We start from the raw sequence: 1321 nt of genomic DNA, 5'->3' as shown, positions 1-1321 counted from the left end.
TTTTTTTCGATTTGTCGGATGAGTTCTTTGAGAATGTTTTCGGTCTTTTCCACTGCTTGTTGCGATGCTTTGGCATTGCGGGCGCCCTGATGCAGGTATGCCACCATAAATGCCGCATCCAGCATCCCCTCCTGCATCTTGGGGATGGTCACTTTCAGTTGATAATCTTGTATCGGGTCTTCCGCCGATTTGTTGAGCAAAACGGGATTCACCTGAAATGTCTTGTTGCCCTGTCCAATGTCAATTTTGTAGGGAAAAAACATCGGCGTATCGCAATGTGAATCAATAGTATAGATGCGCGAATGAATTTCTTTCACCTTTTGAAACAAAGCCGCTTCGGTGGTGAGTTCTCGGACGAGTTTTTTGTCGGGTTCGTACTCTGCCAACGCGCGATGTTCGGGATGCCATTGCACGGCGAGCAGAAACTGTTTGCCGACTTCCGGCTCAATCGCCTCCACAATGCCATCCTCTGCCCAAGCCACCGCTTTCATACCTTCAGCAATTTTGTCGACTGCCTGATGATGGAAGGAATTGACGGACAGAGTGCTCTTGTCAGGGGATTGCGGGTCAAGCCCGCAATGACAGACGATGTCATACAGCCGTGAATCGGGCGCGACACGCACTGTATGTGTGCCCACTTTTCGCTCCTCCTCTTGGCTGTGGTGGATTTTTGACTTCGGCACTTGCGATGGAATATCCTGGATGAGCGTGCCTCCAAGGGCAACATTCAGCACCTGCATCCCGCGACAAATGCCCAGTAGCGGCAGGTTGAGAGCCATCGCCTTTTGCACCAAATAAATGTCGTAACTGTCGCGTGCGCGGTCGTAATCGGTAACAGTCGGGTGCAGTGCTTCACCAAAAATCGGCGAAAAAATATCGCCGCCACCGGTCATAATCAAGCCGCTGAGGTGCGACAACAGCTCGTCCAGCAGAGCCGTATTCGCCGTCAGCGGAATCAACACCGGCGTTCCACCCGCCTGCACAACAGCGTTCACATACGCATCAGCCACACATGACATATTCTCTTTATGGTTGACAGACAATCCGATAAGCATAATCAGAAAAATAAAATTTCTAATAATAAACATCCGTTTTTTTGCAAAGTGCAAAGGTAAGTATTTTTTTTCCAACTGTATTGTTTATATCAAAAAATTGTTGTACCTTTGCACCCGAAAAAGTTATGAACAAGTTATGAGCAATATATGAACAGATTCTTCACATCAATCGCAATAGCATTGTTTGTCTGCAACACGGCTGTGGTGCAGGCATATAGCGGTGGCTCCGGCAGAGCGGGCGACCCTTATCGCATATCATCCCGAGC

At 48.6% G+C, this 1321-nt stretch carries 1 protein-coding gene; it reads right to left on the bottom strand.

Annotated features, from left to right (window positions below):
• Positions 1-1088: gamma-glutamyl-gamma-aminobutyrate hydrolase family protein (locus ASC50_RS00640; RefSeq protein WP_162838178.1), on the bottom strand; the 1088-nt coding region annotated here is incomplete at its 3' end.
• Between the last annotated feature and the right edge of the window lie 233 nt (positions 1089-1321).

The sequence above is a fragment of the Candidatus Symbiothrix dinenymphae genome, from assembly GCF_001431085.1.
Note: the sequence above shows the minus strand (reverse complement) of the source record. Positions and strands in the feature narration are given on the sequence as shown.